At 72.1% G+C, this 19,150-nt stretch carries 16 protein-coding genes; 10 read left to right on the forward strand and 6 right to left on the reverse strand.

Annotation, left to right across the window (positions count from 1 at the left end; translation table 11 throughout):
* Positions 1-230: 230 nt before the first annotated feature.
* From ABZX67_RS03095 to ABZX67_RS03110, 4 genes are all read left to right on the forward strand, one after another.
* Positions 231-704, forward strand: a complete 474-nt coding sequence (locus ABZX67_RS03095; protein WP_355353594.1) for a hypothetical protein — start codon at positions 231-233, stop codon at positions 702-704.
* Between the two features lie 83 nt (positions 705-787).
* Positions 788-1,597: a fused MFS/spermidine synthase gene (locus ABZX67_RS03100; RefSeq protein ID WP_355354091.1), complete on the forward strand. Its 810-nt coding sequence runs from the start codon at positions 788-790 to the stop codon at positions 1,595-1,597.
* 116 nt (positions 1,598-1,713) lie between these two features.
* Positions 1,714-1,851 (forward strand): hypothetical protein, encoded by a 138-nt coding sequence (locus ABZX67_RS03105; RefSeq protein WP_355353597.1) that lies wholly within the window; start codon positions 1,714-1,716, stop codon positions 1,849-1,851.
* 180 nt (positions 1,852-2,031) lie between these two features.
* Positions 2,032-2,490: a hypothetical protein gene (locus ABZX67_RS03110; protein ID WP_355353600.1), complete on the forward strand. Its 459-nt coding sequence runs from the start codon at positions 2,032-2,034 to the stop codon at positions 2,488-2,490.
* Between the two features lie 75 nt (positions 2,491-2,565).
* Here ABZX67_RS03110 and ABZX67_RS03115 read toward each other — a convergent pair whose 3' ends face one another.
* Complete coding sequence (locus tag ABZX67_RS03115) at positions 2,566-3,144, reverse strand: hypothetical protein (RefSeq protein ID WP_355353603.1); 579 nt, start codon at positions 3,142-3,144, stop codon at positions 2,566-2,568.
* 80 nt (positions 3,145-3,224) lie between these two features.
* Between ABZX67_RS03115 and ABZX67_RS03120 the strand changes: the two genes are divergently transcribed.
* Positions 3,225-3,914: a response regulator transcription factor gene (locus ABZX67_RS03120; protein ID WP_355353605.1), complete on the forward strand. Its 690-nt coding sequence runs from the start codon at positions 3,225-3,227 to the stop codon at positions 3,912-3,914.
* Positions 3,911-5,308: a HAMP domain-containing sensor histidine kinase gene (locus ABZX67_RS03125; RefSeq protein ID WP_355353608.1), complete on the forward strand. Its 1,398-nt coding sequence runs from the start codon at positions 3,911-3,913 to the stop codon at positions 5,306-5,308. Before ABZX67_RS03120 ends, ABZX67_RS03125 begins: the two co-directional genes overlap by 4 nt.
* Before the next feature lie 24 nt (positions 5,309-5,332).
* Here the strand turns inward: ABZX67_RS03125 and ABZX67_RS03130 are convergent, their stop codons facing one another.
* The 5 genes from ABZX67_RS03130 to ABZX67_RS03150 form a co-directional block, all read right to left on the reverse strand.
* Positions 5,333-6,109, reverse strand: coding sequence for an alpha/beta hydrolase (locus ABZX67_RS03130; RefSeq protein ID WP_355353611.1), 777 nt, complete (start codon positions 6,107-6,109; stop codon positions 5,333-5,335).
* A 114-nt stretch (positions 6,110-6,223) separates the two neighbouring features.
* Complete coding sequence (locus ABZX67_RS03135) at positions 6,224-7,666, reverse strand: GH1 family beta-glucosidase (protein ID WP_355353614.1); 1,443 nt, start codon at positions 7,664-7,666, stop codon at positions 6,224-6,226.
* Between the two features lie 201 nt (positions 7,667-7,867).
* On the reverse strand, positions 7,868-8,755 hold the full coding sequence (locus tag ABZX67_RS03140) for a carbohydrate ABC transporter permease (protein ID WP_355353617.1): 888 nt from the start codon (positions 8,753-8,755) through the stop codon (positions 7,868-7,870).
* Positions 8,752-9,774 carry a sugar ABC transporter permease gene (locus ABZX67_RS03145; protein WP_355353620.1) on the reverse strand — a complete coding sequence of 341 codons (1,023 nt, stop codon included), beginning with the start codon at positions 9,772-9,774 and terminating at the stop codon, positions 8,752-8,754. Before ABZX67_RS03145 ends, ABZX67_RS03140 begins: the two co-directional genes overlap by 4 nt.
* Before the next feature lie 167 nt (positions 9,775-9,941).
* Entirely contained in the window at positions 9,942-11,330 is a 1,389-nt protein-coding gene (locus ABZX67_RS03150; protein WP_355353623.1) for an ABC transporter substrate-binding protein, read from the reverse strand.
* 374 nt (positions 11,331-11,704) lie between these two features.
* On the opposite strand from ABZX67_RS03150, the gene ABZX67_RS03155 reads away from it, so the two are divergent.
* The 4 genes from ABZX67_RS03155 to ABZX67_RS03170 all read left to right on the forward strand — a co-directional run bounded on the left by ABZX67_RS03155 (position 11,705) and on the right by ABZX67_RS03170 (position 19,138).
* Positions 11,705-12,820 carry an amidase domain-containing protein gene (locus ABZX67_RS03155; RefSeq protein ID WP_355353626.1) on the forward strand — a complete coding sequence of 372 codons (1,116 nt, stop codon included), beginning with the start codon at positions 11,705-11,707 and terminating at the stop codon, positions 12,818-12,820.
* 276 nt (positions 12,821-13,096) lie between these two features.
* The gene (locus ABZX67_RS03160; RefSeq protein WP_355353629.1) at positions 13,097-14,125 is read left to right on the forward strand and encodes a LacI family DNA-binding transcriptional regulator; all 1,029 of its coding nucleotides are present in this window, start codon (positions 13,097-13,099) and stop codon (positions 14,123-14,125) included.
* A gap of 281 nt (positions 14,126-14,406) precedes the next feature.
* Positions 14,407-15,882, forward strand: a complete 1,476-nt coding sequence (locus ABZX67_RS03165) for a PQQ-binding-like beta-propeller repeat protein (RefSeq protein ID WP_355353632.1) — start codon at positions 14,407-14,409, stop codon at positions 15,880-15,882.
* A 316-nt stretch (positions 15,883-16,198) separates the two neighbouring features.
* Positions 16,199-19,138, forward strand: coding sequence for a glycoside hydrolase family 48 protein (locus ABZX67_RS03170; RefSeq protein ID WP_355353635.1), 2,940 nt, complete (start codon positions 16,199-16,201; stop codon positions 19,136-19,138).
* Positions 19,139-19,150: the final 12 nt, after the last annotated feature.

Raw genomic sequence — 19,150 nt, forward strand, 5'->3', positions numbered from 1 at the left:
GTACTGCCGTTGGTCCGGCGGAGAAAGAACGTACCTGCTGTGACGGGGTGTGCACGCTGTGTTTGGCAACAAAGGGGATATCTCGCCCACGATCCGCCATGAACTGCCATCCTTTGCGGCGGCGTGCCGCCGTAGCTGTTGACGCGTGTCGGCGTTGAACCCTGCGGAGAGACGGAACGTGTCTCCACACGGGGACTCGAGCGAGGAGGGATCCCTTGTTGGAGGTCGGCATGGCGTCGCAGCAGTCGCATTCGCAGTACCAGCAGCCGCAGCACGCGGAACCGCACACCACCGCACAGCACCGGCCGACCGAGGACGCGAGCGCCCCGCCTCCGGAGGCGGCCGGCGAACCCTGCGACCTGGTGACCGTGCCGACCCGGCAGGGCCTGGAGGCCGTAGACATCCTCCGCCGCGGCGGCGCCCCCGCGGTCGGTCCGGTGCTGCACGACGACCACCGCGACACCCTCGGCTTCCTGGTGCCGCCGGGCACCGCCGCCGACTGGGACATGCCGGGCAGCGCCTGTACGCGCACCGCGGGCCGAGGCCTGCGGATCCCCGACCTGGAGGCGGGCGAGCCCCCGGTCGCCGGGGCGGGCTGGCTGCTGCCGCCCACCGACCCCGACGCGGTCACCGACCCGGCCGTGCTGCGCCGGGCGCTCGGCGAGGCCGCCCGTCTCATCGAGGCCGCCGACAACTGCCGGTAGTCCTCGATAATGGGCTGGTGGCGAGGAAAGCAGCACAGCACAAGCAGCGCGGGCGGCAGGCCCCGGCGACCGTCGCCGAGGCCGTGGACGGCGGCCTCGCCGAGCTCGTACCCGACCCCGAGCGCTCCCGCGCCTGGACCCTGCTGATCGACGGCGCCCCGCAGTCGCACGTCGACCTCGACGACCCCGCCCACCTGAGCTTCGCCTACCAGCGCCGCCTCGGCCACATCGCCGATCTCGTCGCGCCGCCCGGCCGGCCGCTCACCGTCGTCCACCTCGGCGGCGGCGCGTTCACCCTCGCCCGTTACGTCGCCGCCACCCGGCCCCGCTCCACCCAGCAGATCGTCGAGCTCGACGCGCCGCTCGTGGCGCTGGTCCGCCGCGAACTGCCGCTCGACCCCGGTGCCCGGATACGCGTCCGGGGCGCCGACGCCCGCGCCGGGCTCGGCAAGGTCGCCGACGGCTGGGCCGACCTCGTCATCGCGGACGTCTTCAGCGGGGCGCGCACGCCCGCGCACCTCACCAGTACGGAGTTCCTCGCCGAGGTGCGGCGCGTGCTGAAGCCCGGCGGCCACTACGCCGCCAACCTCACCGACGGCCCGCCGCTGGCCCACCTGCGGGGCCAGGTCGCCACCGCCGCCGCGCTCTTCCCCGAGCTCGCACTCGCCGCCGACCCGGCCGTGCTGCGCGGACGCCGCTTCGGCAACGCCGTCCTGCTCGCCTCGGACACCCCCCTGCCGGTCGCCGAGCTGACCCGCCGAGTGGCCACGGACCCGCACCCGGGCCGCGTCGAGCACGGGCGAGCGCTGGCCGACTTCACCGGCGGCGCGACGGCCGTCACCGACGCCGCCGCCAAGCCGTCGCCCGTGCCGCCCGCGTCCGTCTTCGAGTAATCCGCCCGCGAGTAAGAGGAGCACCCCCGTCCGCATGGTGGGCGGGCTGTTGCCCCGCCCGGCGACCGGAGGCCAGAATCGGGCAATTGCCCCCAATAGAGGAGGGAGGAGCCCTCATGGGTGAGCATGTCCATGTTCGTATCCGCGAAGGCATGGGCGTCTCCGACGCCGGCGAGCTCATCGAGCACTACCACTGCCGCTGCGGCGAGACCTGGACCAAGTCGTACCGGGTCGACGACGGCGAACCGGAGTAGCCGGGCCCGGCTGAAGCAGTCCGAGGTGCTCGTGGACGTAGGCGATCGGTGCTCGTTTGATCCTGGGTGTCGGTGGTCCAGTCGTGCCGGATGCCGACGGCCTGGACGTTGGCCTGGGGTGAGGAGTCCAAGCCCGGCCAGGGCACCGCACGCTACGTGCCGTAGTTGTACGGAGACACTATGACGGACGAAGAAGCACTGAGGACCACGTTCAGTTTCGCCCCACCGGTCAACGACGCCGCAGCCTGGAACCTGCGACTCGACGATCTCGCCGCCAAGATCGTCGAATCCTTCCCCGGAGCATCCACTTCCTTCGGGGAAGACCTCGGCCCACGCTCCGCCGATGCCTTGTCCTTCGAAGTGCCGCTTGGCGACGGAGTGTGGCTGGAAGGGCTCGCAACCACTCCCTACCCCAAAATCGGCTCGGTGATGGTGATCCAAGCATCGGCAGCCGAGGCCGCACGATTCGCCGTCTGGTTGCGCGACTCGTTTGCGCCCTCTTCCGACCTGGTCCACTTCACCAGCGAATTGGCATTGAACAACGGCGATGACACCTACTGGGTTCTCCCACCGCACGGCAGCGTCGACGAGATCGCCCGCACGCTCCAGGAGCACATCGACTCGTCCGATCGTCCATGACGACAGCAGGCGCCGGCACGATCAGTGCCCGGGAGTCAGGCATCGTTCTCTCCGTGCCGGTGACGGCAGGGGTGTCTAGCGCTCGTCGATCTCGACGCGCGGCGCGGTGTCGTGCCAGACGCAGAAGACCGAGATCTCCCGGCCGTCCTTCGTGAAGGTCACCCGGATCCACGTCGACTGCTTCCACACCTGCATCTGCCAGCCGGAGGCCGGGGTCGCCGAGACCAGTTCGGCGGAGGAGGGGCCCATGTCGAAGGCCACGTGACCGCCGTCGACCGAGTAGCTCTTCACGCTGCCGGTGGTGCCGCTGCTCGCCGAGGGCTTCGTCTCCGGTGGGGGAGACGGGGACGCGGGCGCGGACGGCTTGCGCGACGGGGGCCCGGGCTGCTTCGTGCCGGCCGTCTTGTCGGTGCGTGGGGGAGCGGAGGACGCCGGCGTCTTCTTCGGGGGCGGGCGCCGTGTCGACGACGATTGCGGTTGGGCGCCGTCCGTGGGTGCCGTCGGACGGTCGGCGGTGATCGGCAGGGCGCGCGGCGGGTCGTACGCCGTCCCGGCCATCACCGTGTGCACACCCCACCACGACAGAGTGACCGCCGCGCCGGTGGCGAGCGACCACGCCATGGCATGTACGAGTCCTCTACGCATCCGGGCCATAGTGCACCACCCGCCCGGGCCGTCCATACCGGTCCCCCTCGTTCCGCCGAACGGGGGAGGCATGGCGTACGGTGCGGGCCATGGCAAGTGTGCTCGTGGTCGAGGACGACCAGTTCGTGCGCTCCGCCCTCATCCGGCACCTGTCCGAGGCCTCCCACACCGTACGGAGCGTCGGTACGGCCCTGGAGGCGCTGCGCGAGGTGGCCCATCACCGCTTCGATGTGGTCATCCTGGACCTCGGACTGCCCGATCTGGACGGGTCCGAGGCGCTGAAGATGCTGCGCGGCATCACCGACGTACCGGTGATCATCGCCACCGCGCGGGACGACGAGGCGGAGATCGTACGGCTCCTCAACGACGGCGCCGACGACTACCTCACCAAGCCCTTCTCCGTGGAACACCTCTCCGCGCGGATGGCCGCCGTGCTGCGCCGCTCGCGCGCCGCCGCCGGGGACGTGCCGCCGTCGCGGGTGATCCAGGTGGGCGGGCTGTCCATCGACCCGCTGCGGCGGCAGGCCGAACTCGACGGTGTACCGCTGGACCTGACCCGGCGGGAGTTCGACCTGCTGGCCTTCCTGGCCGGGCGGCCGGGCGTGGTCGTCCCGCGCAAGGAGCTGCTCGCCGAGGTGTGGCAGCAGTCGTACGGTGACGACCAGACCATCGACGTGCACCTGTCCTGGCTCCGCAGGAAGCTGGGCGAGACGGCGGCCAGGCCGCGGTATCTGCACACGCTGCGGGGGGTCGGGGTCAAGCTGGAGCCGCCGCTGTGAGGTGGGCGCTCGTCAAGGTGGCGTTGGCGGTGACGGTGATGGTCGTGGTGGCCTTCGCCGTGCCCCTGGGGCTCGTCATCAAGGAGATGGCCCGGGACCGGGCCTTCACCAACGCCGAGCGGCAGGCCGCCGCCATCGGCCCCACCCTCTCCATCACCACCGACCGCGGCCAGCTGGAGCGCGCCGTCGCCTCCACGCAGGCCGGGGCCGCCGGGCGCATGGCCGTCCACATCCCCGGGCCGGGGGAGGGCGGCGAGGCGGTGACCATCGGTACGGGGCGGGCCGCCGAGAAGGACCTCGCCACCGTGCAGCGGGTGCCGCGTGCCTCGACCACCGAGGTGCCCGGCGGGTTCGCGCTGCTCCAGCCGACCGCCATCAGCACCGGCCGGATCGCGATCGTCGAGGTGCACGTGCCCGAGGGCGAGGTCACCAACGGCATCGCGACCGCGTGGCTGGTCCTCGCCGGGGTCGGGGCCGCGCTGGTCGTCGGGTCCGTCGCGGTCGCCGACCGGCTCGGCGTGCGCATGGTGCAGCCCGCCCAGCGCCTCGCGCGGGCCGCGCACGAGCTCGGCGAGGGCAAGCTGGGCGCCCGCGTCCCGGAGGAGGGTCCCGCGGAGCTGAAGTCCGCCGCGGTCGCCTTCAACTCGATGGCCGACCAGGTCGTCCAGCTCCTCGCCAACGAGCGGGAGCTCGCCGCCGACCTCTCCCACCGGCTGCGCACCCCGCTGACGGTGCTGCGGCTCAACGCCGCCTCGCTGGGCGACGGACCGGCCGCCGACCAGACGCGCGCGGCCGTCGAACAGCTGGAGCGGGAGGTCGACGTCATCATCCGTACGGCCAGGGAGGCCAAGCCCCAGACGCAGCCCACCGGTCCGGGCGCCGGCTGCGACGCCTCGGAGGTCGTCCGGGAGCGGATGGACTTCTGGTCCGCGCTCGCGGAGGACGAGGGGCGCAAGGTGCGGGTGGCGGGCGTCGACCGGCCCGTACGCATCCCGGTGGCCCGCCCCGAACTCGTCGCCGCGCTCGACGCGCTGCTCGGCAACGTCTTCCGCCACACCCCGGAGGGCACCGCCTTCTCGGTGGACCTCCACAACGGCGACGACGCCGTGATCATCCTCGTCTCGGACGCGGGGCCGGGCATCGCCGACCCGGAGGCGGCGCTGGCGCGCGGCAACAGCGGCGGGCGGGACGGCTCGACGGGGCTCGGGCTCGACATCGTGCGGCGGGTCGCCGAGTCGACCGGCGGCGACGTGCGGATCGGGCACTCGGTGCTGGGCGGGACGGAGGTCCGGATCTGGATCGGGCTGGGCGGCAGGGGCGTTGACGCCCCGGCGCGGCGCGGGCACCGCGTCGTACGCCGCCGACGCGCGACCACGGGGCGTGCCCCTCGTTAGTCGTCCCTGGTCGGCCCCCATGGGTCATCCGGCCGGCTCGTCCAGGAACGACGTGATGAGCTTGCCCCACTGCTCCGGAGCCTCCGCGAACGGCAGGTGCCCGGTGGGCAGTTCCTCCAGGCGCGCGCCGGGGATGCCGGCGGCGACGGCGCGGTGCAGGGCGGGCGGTACGAGCCGGTCCGCGGTCGTGGAGATCACCAGCGTCGGTACGGCTATGGCCGCCAGGTCCGCGCGCACGTCGGTGCGGGCCACCAGGTCGGCGTGGTCGCCCGTCCCGGGCGGAGCGGTCTCGCCCGTGGTGCGGATCGCGGCCTCCAACTGCTCGGGCGGCAGCGCCTCCAGCAGCGCCGGGCTGAGCGCGAGCGGTACGAGGAAGCGGCCCATCAGCTCCCGCTGCCCGCTCGCGAACAGGTCGCGCCACACCTCGGCGGCGAGCCGCGTGCGGTGGTCGGGCCGGGCGAACGGGGAGGTCAGGACCAGGGCCGTGACCCGCTCGGGGTACCGGGCGGCGACGCGCACCGCCACCGAACCGCCCAGCGAGTACCCGGAGACGGCGAACCGGTCCAGGCTCTCCGCGTCGGCCGCGGCGACCAACGCGTCGGCGAGGTCGTCCACCTCCAGGGGGTGCTCGGCGCGGGGCGTGTCGCCCGTACCCGGGAAGTCGACGCCCACGACGCGGCGCCCCTCGGCGAGGGCGTCGAGAACCGGGCCGTAGTTGGCCTCGATGCCGCCACCGGCGCCGTGGGCGAGCAGAAGGCCCGGGCCGGAGGTACCGCGGACGGTGCGGGCGAAGGTGGGCATGGGTGGTCCCCCTTTTCTGTAGCGGTCGCTAGAAAATCTGGTGCAACCATAGCACGTTCTCTAGCGACCGCTACAGAAATATCCGCACCGAGCACCGCGCATCGAGGGGTGGCGTCAGAGCGCGTCGTCCGCCGGCAGCTCGCCCGAGCGCGCGACCTCCGCGTACCAGTGCGCGCTCGACTTCGGCGTACGCGTCTGCGTCTCGTAGTCCACGTGCACCGCGCCGAACCGCTTGGCGTAGCCGTACGCCCACTCGAAGTTGTCCATCAAGGACCACAGGAAGTAGCCGCGTACGTCCGCGCCGTCGGCGATCGCGCGGTGGACCGCCTCCAGGTGGCCGTGGACGTAGGCGATGCGGGCCGGGTCGTGGACCGAGCCGTCGGCGGCGACCTCGTCCTCGTACGCCGCGCCGTTCTCCGTGATGAGCAGGGGCAGGCCCGGATGGTCGCCCGCCAGGCGCATCAGCAGGTCGTACATGCCCGTCGGATCGACCGCCCAGCCCATCGCCGTCCGCTCGCCGGGCGGCTGGTGGAACGCGACGTCCTCCGCGCCCGGCCACGGCGAGTGGCTGCTGGCGCCGTGACCGTCGTTGCGCGGGGCGGTGTCCCCGTCGCGGATCTTCGACACCACGGTGGGCGTGTAGTAGTTGACGCCCAGGGAGTCGAGGCGCTGGTGGACGGCGGTGAGGTCGCCCGGCCGGACGAAGGACCAGTCGGTGAGCGCCGCCGTGTCCGCGAGCAGGTCCTCCGGGTACGCCCCGTCCAGCATCGGCCCAAGCCAGACGCGGTTGCCGACCGCGTCGATGCGGCGTACCGCGTCGATGTCCTCGGCCGCCGAGGTCAGCGGCCGCACCTCGTGCACGTTGAGCGAGACCGACACCTCGGCGTCGGCCGGCAGGGCGGCCCGCAGCGCCTGGACGGCGAGGCCGTGCCCGAGGTTGAGGTGGTGCGCGGCGCGCAGCGCGGCGACCGGGTCGGTACGGCCCGGGGCGTGGACGCCGGAGCCGTACCCGAGGAAGGCGCTGCACCAGGGCTCGTTGAGGGTGATCCAGCGGCCGACGCGGTCGCCGAGCGCGTCGGCGACGAGGGCCGCGTACTCGCCGAACCGCTCGGCGGTGGCCCGGTGCGGCCAGCCGCCCGCGTCCTCCAGCTCCTGTGGCAGGTCCCAGTGGTAGAGCGTCAGGGTCGGGGAGATGCCGTGCGCGAGCAGCTCGTCGACCAGTTCGCGGTAGAAGTCGAGCCCCTTCTGGACGGCGGGGCCGCGACCGGTGGGCTGTACGCGCGACCAGGAGACCGAGAAGCGGTACGCGCTCAGGCCGAGGTCCGCCATGAGCCGTACGTCGTCGCGGAAGCGGTGGTAGTGGTCGGTCGCCACGTCGCCGGTGTGGCCCTGGAACACCTTGCCCGGGGTGCGGGAGAAGGTGTCCCAGATGGAGGGGGTGCGGCCGCCCTCGGCAGCCGCCCCTTCGATCTGGTACGCGGCGGTGGCGGCGCCCCAGAGGAAGCCGGGCGGGAACTGGCGGGTCGCGGTGAGCGGGCGGGCATCGGACGCAGTCATATGGGAGCGCTCCCAATCGAGAGGGGATGGGGTGAGGACGAACGGTGGTGGTGGAACCGGCCACGTGCCGGTCGCGGCTGCGGTCACCGGCCGCCGGATGCCGGTTTTCAGGCCGCAGGCCCGGCACCGGCCCGGAGGTGACGCCGTACCTCGGGCCCGGAGGTGACTGCGCACCCCCGACCCGGGCCCGTCGGCGGCGCCTCAGCTCTTGACCGCGCCCGACGTGATGCCGCCCACGATGTGCTTGCCCAGCAGGGCGAAGACCAGCAGCAGCGGCACGGTGGAGATGAGGGCGCCGGTCAGCACGATCGCCTGGTTGATGGTGTGGTTGCCCGAGCCCAGGCCGGCCAGCGCCACCTGGAGGGTCGGGTTGCCGTCCGGGGTGAGGGCGATGAACGGCCAGAAGAAGTCGTTCCACGCCTGGACGAAGACGAGCATGCCCAGCACCGCCATCGCCGGGCGCGCGACCGGGAAGACCACGTGCCAGATGATCCGCAGGCTGTGCGCGCCGTCCACCCGGGCCGCCTCGACCAGCTCCACGGGCAGCGCCTCCAGCAGGTACTGCCGCATGAAGAACACCCCGAACGCCGCCACCAGCGACGGCAGGACGACGGACTGGAGCTGGTCCACCCACCCCAGGTCGGTGATGATCCGGTACAGCGGGATCACACTGAGCTGCGGCGGGATGGTCATGGTCGCCACCACCAGCGCGAGCAGCGCGTTGCGGCCGCGGAAGGGCAGCTTGGCGAAGGCGAACCCGGCCAGGGTGGAGAAGACGACGGTGGACGCCGCCACCAGACCGGCCACCACCGTGGTGTTGACCAGCGCCTCGCCCATGTCGACCTGGTTCCAGGCGAAGGTGAGGTTGTCGAGGAGGTGCGGTCCCGGCAGCAGCGGCGCCGGGGCCTCGACCACGCGCTCGCCCGTGTGCGAGGCCGCCACCAGGTTCCAGTACAGCGGGAAGAGCGAGAAGAGGGCGGCCACGCCGAGGAGGACGTACGTCAGCGGGCCCGCGTGGTGCTGGCGCCCCGCCGCCGGCCGCGCCGGCCGGAGCCGCCGCAGCGGCTTCAGCGGTGTTCCGGCGCTCATGACGCCACCTCCTTGGTCCCTTGCTTCCGGTTGTCCCGGTTCAGGCGGGCGACGAGCAGCCGGGCCGCCCCGATCAGCAGCAGGAGCAGCAGCATCACCCAGGCGATGGCGGACGCCTGGCCGAGGGCGCCGGTGACCCAGCCCTTCTCGTACATCAGCAGGCTCAGCGTCTGGAACTGACCGCCGCTGCCGCCGCTCACGCCGAGGCTTCCGCCGAACAGCATCGGCTCACCGAACAACTGCGTGGCGCCGATCGTCGAGACCACGATCGTGAACAGGATGGTGGGACGGATCGACGGAATGGTCACGCTGATGAACTGGCGCCAGCGCGAGGCCCCGTCGAGGGCGGCCGCCTCGTACAGGTCCTGGGGGACGGCCTGCATCGCGGCGAGGTAGATCAGCGCGTTGTAGCCGGTCCAGCGCCAGATGACGATGACGGAGATCGCGATCTGGGCGGGCCACTTGGACGACTCCCAGTCGACCGGGTCGAAGCCGACCCACCCCAGGACGGTGTTGATCAGGCCGTAGTCGCTGTTGAACAGCTGGGCGAAGACGAGCGTCGCGGCGGCGATCGAGGTGGCGTACGGGGCGAGAACCGCGACGCGGAAGAAACCGCGGCCGCGCAGCTTGTAGTTGAGCAGGTGCGCGAGCCCCAGCGCCATCAGCAGCTGCGGAACGGTCGAGATGACCCCGATGGTGAAGGTGTTGGCGAGTGCCCGCCAGAAGAACTCGCTGTCCCACAGGCCCGTGTAATTGTCGAAGCCGCGCCACTCCGCCTCACCGCCGAGCTCCACGCGGTGCAGCGACAGCCAGCCCGTGTAGATCAGCGGGAAGAGCCCGAAGGCCGCGAAGCAGAGGAAGAACGGCGAGACGAAGGCGTACGGGGTCGCCTTGAGGTCCCAGCGGTAGAGGCGGCTGCGCCAGCCGCTGCCGGCGCGTACGGCGCGGGGCGGCGGCGAGGGCGTGGGCGGCGGCGGCGCGGTGCCGCCATCGGCCGCCGCACGGACGGAGGTGGCCACGAGGGGCATTCCTTCCAGGTCGGTACGGGGCGGGGTGGCCGCCCGGCGGGGGAGCGCCGGGCGGCCTGGGTCGTGTCGTCGACGTCCCCGCCCAGCTCCCGCTGGGAGGTGCCCCCAGGCCGGCGGGCGGACGACGCTCCTGTGACGACACTCCCGGGGGCGCCCCGCTACTGATCGATCTTGTCGTCGATCAGCTTCTTGACGTTCTCCCAGGCGGCATCGGGCGCGGTGCCGCGCTGCTCGATGTCGAGGATGCCGTTGTCGGTGATGAAGGTCTTCACCTGGCCGTCGTAGCGGCTGACCGGCGCGGGCGTGATGCCGGCGGCGGCCTCGGAGTAGATCTTGCCGACCGGGGTGTCGCCGAAGTACGGGATCTTGGCGTTCTGGACGGCGGCGGAGGCGAGCGTGTCCTTGGTGGAGGGGATGTTGCCGTTGACCCCGAACACCTTGGCGTGCTGCTCCGGCGCGGTCAGCCAGGCGGCGAGCTTGGCGGCCTCCTCCGCGTGCTTGCCGGACTTCGGTACGGCGAGGAAGGAGCCGCCCCAGTTGCCCGCGACCGGCGGTGCGGCGATGTCCCACTTCCCCTGGTTGGCCGGTCCGGCCTGGTCCTTGATGATGCCGGTCATCCAGCTCGGGCAGGCGACGCTGGCGAACTTGGAGTTCTTGAAGCCAGCGTTCCAGGTGCCCTTCTCGTCGAACTGCCGCAGCTTGGCGGTGATGCCGCTCTCGGCGGCCTCGACGGCGAGGTCCCAGGCCTTCTTCACGCCGGGGCTGTTCTCGTAGTCCAGCTCGCCCTTCTCGTCGGCGTACTGGAGGGGCTGGCTGGAGAGCACGGCGTTGAACAGGCCGCTCGCGGAGTCGTGGAAGGCGGTCCCGGCGGGGGCGTTCTTCTGGTACGTCTTGCCCGTGGCGACGAACTTCGCCCAGTCGCCGGCCCAGAGCTGCGCGACCTGGGTGCGGTCGGTGGGCAGCTTGGCCTTGGCGAAGAGGTCCTTGTTGTAGCAGATGGCCATCGGGCCGATGTCGGTGCCGAGGCCGATGACCTTGCCGTCGGCGGTCGTGGCCTGCTTGACTTTCCAGTCGAGGAAGGCGGAGGTGTCGGCGCCGCCGGTCTTGGAGAGGTCCACCCACTTGTTCGCCATGGTGGGGCCGATGGCCTCGGCGATGTAGCCGACCTCGATGGCCTGGATGTCGGCGAGGCCGCTGTTGCGGGAGAGGCGGAGCTTCAGCGTGTCCCAGTACTTCTGGCCGTCCGCGACGTTCGATTCCTCGATCTTGATGTTCGGGTGGAGCTTCTCGTACTCGGCGTAGAGCTTGGCCCCGTTCTTGTTGTCGTAGCCGAAGGAACCGAAGGTTCCGATGCGCAGGGTGATCTTCTCGTTGCCGGCGGCCTGGCCGGAGCCGCCGCCGTCGTCGCTGCAGCCGGTGAGCAGGACCGCGAAGGCCGCGAGTGCGGCGGCCGCGGCGTACCCGGGGCGGCGGCCGGGCGCTCCGGCGCGCGTTCTGCCGCCGGGGGTGCGGCGGGACGTGCCGCGGGACGTGCTGGAAGGGCGCATTCCACTCTCCTCGTCGTCTGTGGGAGCGCTCCCACGATGTGGCTTGCGGGGGTGAGTGTCAAGGGATGGGCGCGAATTGAGACGGCTCCGTGCGCGGAGGGGCGGCCACCGGTTTCCTGCGTGCCGACGCGTCAGTCCGCCCGGGCGCCCGCAGGTCCGTGTGCTTGCCGGCGGACCGCTTCCCGGCCCCGAGTGCCGTGGCGTTGAACCGCGGTGACGTGGGCGGTGTGTTTGTGGCAATCCTGCAACACTCATCACCGCCCCACATATCGGCAGATCATGCGAAGATCCCGTCGCCCGGCCCGCGCGGGACCGGGTGACAAGGGGAAGACTTCGTGAAGCGATCGACGTTCAGATCCGCCCTGGGGGCCGTATTGGCAGTCGCCGCATCGGCCGTCCTGCTGCCCACCGCTTTCGCCGGAAGCGACTCGGAGACCGAGGCGGCCGCGAAGCCGACGGTGGACAGTGCGACGACGGCGTCCTTCGGGCGCCTGGCCGACGCCGTACTGACGCAGCGTACGGCGGCCCTTCTGGACAGCGGCAAGGCGCGGCGTTCCACGCCGACGACGGACAAGCGGGCCGGCCTGTCCGCCGGTTGGGCGCGGTCGGAGAAGGAGGCCGTGTCCTCGCTGCGGTCCCGCAAGGGCCGGCTCGCCGCGCTGGGCGAGGTGTACACCGCCGCCAGCACGGACGTACGCGTGGACAAGACGCGCGTCAAGGGCGACCGTGCCACGGTCCGGGTCACCGAGACCACGACCCTGACGTACAAGAAGATCCGCGGTGACGAGCCGACGACCACCGGATTCGAGGCCCACCACGAGCTGAACTTCGCCTTCACGCGGGGCGGCACGTGGGAACTGACGGGCATGAGGTCCACGGACGAGGGGCCCGTGGCCGTCAACGAGCCCTTCACGGCCCGGGTGGCGGTGGACGCGGCGGAGGAGGGCGTACCGACGGCGACGCCCGCCGCCACGCGGCGGCCCTCGCGGCAGACGCAGAAGCCGCCGGGCACCGCCGGGTACGACTACGCGGCCATGGCGGCGTACGCCGAGAAGTACTGGAGCAACTACAACCCCGCCTACCCGGCGTACAACAGCGCCGGCGGCGACTGCACCAACTTCATCAGCCAGGCCCTGAAGGCGGGCGGCTGGAAGCACGACCCGGGCCTCTACTCGGACTACCGCAACTGGTGGTACGACCCCACCCTCGGCGCCTCGCTGTCCTTCGTGGGCGCCAACGAGTGGTCGTGGTTCGCGCTGCACAGCAAGCGGACGACCAACCTGGGCAACGTCTACGACATGGGCATAGGCGACGTGCTCCAGGTGGACTTCGACCGGGACGGGTCGAAGGACCACACCATGATGACCACGTACCGGAGCCGTTACGGGACGCCGTACCTGACGTACCACTCGACCAACACGTACCGGAAGTCGGTGGCGAGCCTCATCGCCTCCTACCCGGACGCGCTGTACTACGCCTACCGCACCTGACGCCTACCGGGCCTGACGTCTCCGTCCCGCCTCGCCTCGCCTCGCCTCGTCTCCGTCCCGGCCTCAGTTCGGGGCCGGGGCGGGGTTGCGGCGGCTTCAGGGTGACGGGGGCGGGGGACGTGGCTGGCGCCATGGCCGTCTCTTGCCCTACGGTGGGAGCGCTCCCAAGATCGTAAGGGTGAAACCGGTACTCCCCCTTCGGGCCGTACAGGGGGCACCCTCTAGGTTGACTGGGTCACTACCTCAGGTGAGGCGGAAACGTTCGATGGGAGGCCGATGGCGGTGAGCGGACGGCAGACCGGCAGGCCCACGCTGGAGGAGGTCGCGGCCCGGGCGGGTGTCGGGCGCGGCACCGTGTCGCGGGTGATCAACGGCTCGCCGCGGGTGAGCGACCGCGCGAAGGAGGCGGTCGGCCAGGCCATCGCCGAGCTCGGGTACGTCCCCAACCGCGCGGCCCGCGCGCTCGCGGGCGCCCGCACGGACGCCATCGCCCTCGTGATCCCGGAGACCGAGGCGCGGCTCTTCGCCGAGCCGTACTTCCTCGACATCATCCGGGGTGTCAGCGCGGAGCTGGCGGACGCGGACATGCAGCTGCTGCTCACGCTGATCCGCTCCAGCAAGGAGCGCCAGCGCTTCGAGCAGTACCTCGCCGCGCAGCGCGTGGACGGCGTCCTGCTGGTCTCCGTCCACGGCGACGACCCGCTGCCGGACCTGGTCCAGGAGCTCGGACTGCCCGCCGTGCTCAACGGCCGCCGCTCCGAGGCGGAGCCGGGCGCGTACGTCGACTCCGACAACGTCGGCGCCGGCCGCTCGGCGGTCGACCACCTCGCCGCGCGGGGCCGCCGCCGGATCGCCACCATCACGGGCCCGCTCGACATGTACGTGGCGCAGTGCCGTCTCGACGGCTACCGCCAGGGCATCGAGGCGGCGGGCCTCCCGGCGGACGACCGGCTCGTGGCCGCGGGCGACTTCACCGAGGAGGGCGGCCGCCGGGCCATGCGCGAGCTGCTGGAACGCTGCCCGGACCTCGACGGCGTCTTCGCCGCGTCGGACGTCATGGCGGCGGGCGCGCGGGGTGTCCTGCGGGACGCGGGCCGCCGCGTGCCGGACGACGTGGCGCTCATCGGCGTCGACGACTCGGCGGTGGCGCGCCTGATGGACCCGGCGCTCACGAGCGTGCGCCAGCCGATCGAGGAGATGGGCCGCCGGATGGCCCGCATCCTCCTCCAGGAGGTCACGGGCACGGCCGCGCAACCGCGTCAGGTGGTGCTGCCGACGGAGCTGGTGGTGCGGGAGTCGACGTAAGCCCGCGTCACCGACGGTGTGCGGCGGACGGGTTACTCCGAGTAGGGCGCAGGCCGGGCACGACTACGACGACCCCTGGGCGGCCGACAACGACCCCGCGTGGAGCAGGACCGAGACGGCGACGGACGCCGAGCGCCGCATCGCGACCGCGGATAGGTGCAAAAGGGCCGCCGACGTTCTCACCAAGGGCTGATCACCTGACGGTAACCCGCCGGGTGTGATCGTCACGCGATACATTCCGCCCACAATCGTTCGGAGTTGATCGTCCGTGGGGGGCATGCGTGCGTGCGCTACTGGTGGCCAAAGGGGCCGCCGTCGTCGGTGCGGGGGGCCTGATCGGCTCCTCGGTGATGTTCGTCATCGGTGCCAGGCAGATGGCCAGGCGCGGCGGGGACTGCACGACGGGCTGCCTGCCCGGCTACGACACGGTGGAGAGCTGGTCCGTCGGCCTGGGCGTCGTCGGGTTCATCGCCGCCCTCGTCGGCATGGTCGTCGCCTCGGTGGCGGAGCCCGGCTTCCGGGCGCGCTGGCTGCCCGTCTTCCTGGTGGCCGGGATCCTGGCCGCGCTGTGGCCCGCCCGGGCCGTGCAGCAGGGGCTGGCCGGGCCGTCGTACGCCGTCGGCTGGCGCGCCGACGAGGACCGGCCCGAGACGACCGAGGGACTCGGGAACTGGCAGGCCGACGGGACCGTCGTACGCGCCCGGGCCGACGGCCTCACCGGCTTCGGCACCCGGGACGGCGCCCTGCGCTGGACGTACACGGCGCCCACGCGCCACCAGGTCTGCGCCATGAGCACCCGAACCGTCGGCGGCGTCGGGCTCCTCGGCCTGGGGAGGCACGACAAGCCGTGCGCCACGGTCGTGGCCGTACGCCTCGACACCGGCAAGGAGGCGTGGCGCGCCGCGATCCGGGCCGACGGATACGCCTTCGCCCGCACGGGCCGCATCGCCCTCGCCGACACCGCCGCCGTCGTCGTCGAGGAGGACGCGGTACGCGGCCTGGCGGCCGACAGCGGGGCCCAGCGCTGGAAGCGGAAGGTCGCCGAGGACTGCGAGGCCCTCGCGGTCGACGCCTCGGCGCGCCGGGCGCTGCTGGTCGAGGAGTGCCGGCCCGAGATCCTGGAGGACGAGGCCACGCACCGGCTCATCGCCCTCGACGCCGCGACCGGCAAGGAGCTGTGGGCGGCGAAGCTGCCCACCGAGACGCGCCTGGAGGCGATGCGGATCCTCTCCACCGAGCCCGCGGTCGTCGAGCTGGACGAGATCGACCCGCGCGGCACCAAGGCCGTCCTCGCCTTCGACGCCGCGGGCCGCGCCGGGGCGAGCATCCCGCTGGAGGGCCCCCTCGGCACGCTGCCCCCGGCGGCCGAGGCGGGCACCCGCCCGGAGCCGGCGCTCTTCACCGCCGACACCCTGATCACGCCCGTGAGCGTGCCGGGCGAGTCGTCGGCGTACTGGGTGGCGGCGTTCCGGCTGCGCGACGGCGAACGCCTGTGGATGCGGCGCATCCACCAGGCCGTGGCCGGCGTGGTGCTGCGTCCCGACGGGCGGCTGGCGGTGCTCGCGAGCGACTCCGACGACGCCAACGTGTGGGTCAAGGACCCGCGCACCGGCGCGGACGTCCACGCGCCGCTGCCCGTGACCGGCAAGAAGCTGCCGCTGAGCACGGACATGGAGCTGCTGGCGGTGCCCGGCGGGTACGTCGTGGCGAACAGGGTGAGCCTGTACGGCAGTCCGCCGTTCTTCCAGATCCGCTGACGGAGGGAGGGGGGCGCCGTGCCCGGCGGAGCTCCCCTCCCGGCAATTGAGCCCCCCGCGCCCAAGCGCGCGCTCGCCTCCCTCGCCGCGTCCGCCGGAGCCTCCCGGTCCCCGGAGCCCGGAGCCCGGAGCCCCCGCCCCCGGAGCCCCGCGCCCCCCGGGCCCGCCGCCCAGCGTCGGACCGCTGTCGAATTTCTTCGACTCTTCCCGCACCTTGACCCCTTCCGCCGCCCTCCCCATAGTGGGAGCGCTCCCACCTGTTCACCGCTTGTGCTCATCCCCGACCCCTCCCCGAGCCGCGAGGAGAAGCCAGCACATGTCACCGGGAACCAGAACCAGGATCAGAGGCAGGACGAAGCCCCGCTTGGCCGCCGCCCTCGTCGCCGCCCTCGCGCTGCCGCTGGGCATGACCGCCGTCGGCGCGCCCAGCCCCGCCGAGGCGGCCCAGGCCGCCGCCGTCCAGTGCACCGTCGACTACAAGGTCGCCAACGACTGGGGCTCCGGCTTCACCGCCGAGGTCACGCTCACCAACCGGGGCACCGCGCCCCTCACCGGATGGACCGTCACCTACGACCAGGCCGGCAACCAGAAGCTCACCAACGGCTGGAACGGCGTCTGGTCGCAGTCCGGCAAGACCGTCACCCTCCGCAACGCCGACTGGAACAGGACCGTCGCCGCGGGCGCGGCCGTCACCGCCGGCGGGCAGTTCACCTACACCGGCGCCAACACCGCCCCCGCCGCCTTCGCCGTCAACGGCGAGCCCTGCGCCGGGGCGCACAAGCCACCCGTCGCCGTGCTGACCAGCCCGGCCCCAGGTGCGGTCTTCACGGCGGGCGACCCCGTCCCGATGGCCGCCACCGCCGCGGCCGCCGACGGGGCGACTGTCACCAAGGTGGAGTTCTACCGCGATACCACCCTCCTCGGTACGGACACCACCGCGCCGTTCACCCACAGCGCGACCGGCCTCGCCGCCGGCTCCCACTCGCTCTACGCCAAGGCGTACGACAACCAGGGCGCCTCCGCCGAGTCCGCGCCCGTCGGCATCACCGTCGCCGCCGGTGCCGCGCTCGTGGCGAGCCCCGCCCAGCTCGGCGTACGCCAGGGCACCAGTGGCACGTTCGACCTGAAGCTCTCCACCCAGCCGTCCGCGAACGTCACGGTGACCGTCGCCCGCACCTCCGGCAACACGGGCCTCACCGCCGCGCCCGCCACTCTCACCTTCACCCCGGCGAACTGGAACACCGCCCAGAAGGTGACCGTCACCGCCGCGTCCACCGGCACCGGCTCGGCCGTCTTCACGGCCACCGCACCCGGCCACACCAAGGCCGAGGTCACCGCCACGCAGCTGGCCGCCGACTCGACGTACGACGCCCGCTTCCTCGACCTGCACGCTCGGATCACCAACCCGGCCAACGGCTACTTCTCGCCGGAGGGCATCCCGTACCACTCGGTCGAGACGCTCATCGTCGAGGCGCCGGACCACGGCCACGAGACGACGTCGGAGGCGTACAGCTATCTGATCTGGCTCCAGGCCATGTACGGGAAGATCACCGGCGACTGGACCAAGTTCAACAGCGCGTGGGACACCATGGAGAAGTTCATGATCCCCACCCGCGCCGACCAGCCGACGAACTCCTTCTACAACGCCTCCAAGCCGGCCACGTACGCCCCCGAGCACGACTCGCCGACCCAGTACCCGTCCCGGCTCGACTCCGGCGTGTCCACCGGCGCCGACCCCATCGCGGGCGAGCTGAAGAGCGCGTACGGCACCGACGAGATCTACGGCATGCACTGGATCCAGGACGTCGACAACGTCTACGGCTTCGGCAACGAGCCGGGCAAGTGCTCCGCCGGACCGACGGCCACCGGCCCGTCGTACATCAACACCTTCCAGCGCGGCCCCCAGGAGTCCGTCTGGGAGACCGTCACCCACCCCACCTGCGACAACTTCACCTACGGCGGACGCAACGGCTTCCTCGACCTGTTCACCGGTGACGCCTCCTACGCCAAGCAGTGGAAGTTCACCAACGCCCCCGACGCCGACGCCCGCGCCGTCCAGGCCGCCTACTGGGCCGACATCTGGGCCAAGCAGCAGGGCAAGGGCGCGCAGGTCACGGCGACCGTCGCCAAGGCCGCCAAGATGGGCGACTACCTGCGGTACGCCCTGTTCGACAAGTACTTCAAGAAGTCGGGCAACTGCGTCGGCCCCACCACCTGCCCCGCCGGCACCGGCAAGAACAGCGCGCACTACCTGCTGAGCTGGTACTACGCCTGGGGCGGCGCCACCGACACCAGCGCCGGCTGGGCCTGGCGCATCGGCTCCAGCCACGCCCACGGCGGCTACCAGAACCCGCTCGCGGCGTACGCGCTCAGCGAGTACGCGCCGCTGAAGCCCAAGTCGGCCACCGGCGTGCAGGACTGGGCGACCAGCCTCGACCGGCAGGTGGAGTTCTACAAGTGGCTCCAGTCCTCCGAGGGCGCCATCGCGGGCGGCGCCACCAACAGCTGGCAGGGCCGCTACGCCACCCCGCCGGCCGGCACCTCCACCTTCTACGGCCTGTACTACGACGAGAAGCCCGTCTACCACGACCCGCCGTCCAACCAGTGGTTCGGCTTCCAGGCGTGGTCCATGGAGCGGGTCGCCGAGTACTACCACCAGAACGGTGACGCCCTCGCCAAGAGCGTCCTCGACAAGTGGGTCGACTGGGCCATCTCCAAGACCACCATCAACCCCGACGGCACCTTCCGCATCCCGTCCACGCTCCAGTGGTCCGGCCAGCCCGACACCTGGAACCCGTCCGCGCCCGGCGCGAACACCGGGCTGCACGTCACCGTCGCCGACTACACCAACGACGTCGGCGTGGCCGCCGCGTACGCCAAGACCCTGACGTACTACGCCGCCAAGTCCGGCGACGCCGACGCCAAGCGGGTCGCCAAGGCGCTCCTCGACGGCATGTGGGACCACCACCAGGACCCGCTGGGCATCGCCGTCCCGGAGACCCGCGCCGACTACAACCGCTTCGACGACCCGGTCCACGTGCCGAGCACCTGGACCGGCGTGATGCCGAACGGCGACCCGGTCAACTCGTCCTCCACCTTCGCCTCGATCCGCTCCTTCTACGAGGACGACCCGGCCTGGTCGAAGGTCGAGGCCTATCTGAAGGGCGGCGCCGCGCCGGTCTTCACGTACCACCGCTTCTGGGCCCAGGCGGACATCGCCCTGGCCATGGGTTCGTACGCGGAGCTCCTCGAATAGCCCCGCGTGGCT

This window comes from Streptomyces sp. NPDC003036 (genome assembly GCF_040611175.1).
In the GTDB taxonomy this organism is placed as follows: Bacteria; Actinomycetota; Actinomycetes; order Streptomycetales; family Streptomycetaceae; genus Streptomyces.